Below are 513 nucleotides of genomic sequence, written 5' to 3'. Positions count from 1 at the left end.
ACAGATGTGCGAGGGCGTGGTTTTGCGCCCAAGGGAAAAACACCCGTGACTTACGCTCCTGGCACGCGGCAACGGCTGTCAATGATTGCTACTGTAACCAACAAAGGCTGTACACGTTGGCAGATTATCGATGGAAATTTCGATTCGGATCGGCTTATTGAATTTCTCGAACTATTGATCAAGGATGCAGGGAAGAAAGTGTTCCTGATCCTGGATAATTTGAGAGTGCATCACAGCAAACCAGTGAAGGCTTGGCTGGAAGAAAATAAGGAAAAGATCGAATGCTTTTATCTACCCAGCTACAGTCCGGAATTAAATCCAGAAGAAAGACTAAACTCAGACTTGAAGCAGGCTATCGGTTCGAAAGTGCCGGTACGTAACAAGGAAAAATTGCGTAACGCTGCCAACGATCACATGACCATGCTAGAGAAAAATCCAGAGCGTGTCGCCTCTTACTTCCAAGACCCGCTCGTAAAATATGCTGCTTGAAACTATTTAATGGCCGGATCAATA

General features: G+C 45.6%; 1 protein-coding gene. It reads left to right on the top strand.

Translation table 11 applies throughout. From position 1 onward, the window contains the following. On the top strand, nucleotides 1–489 hold a 489-nt coding region (locus C7H79_RS17390), incomplete at its 5' end, for an IS630 family transposase (protein WP_119983683.1). Between the last annotated feature and the right edge of the window lie 24 nt (nucleotides 490–513).

Origin of the sequence: Nitrosomonas supralitoralis (assembly GCF_003011925.2) — a bacterium.
Classification (GTDB): Bacteria; Pseudomonadota; Gammaproteobacteria; order Burkholderiales; family Nitrosomonadaceae; genus Nitrosomonas; species Nitrosomonas supralitoralis.
This window is presented reverse-complemented; position numbering and strand designations above follow the sequence as displayed.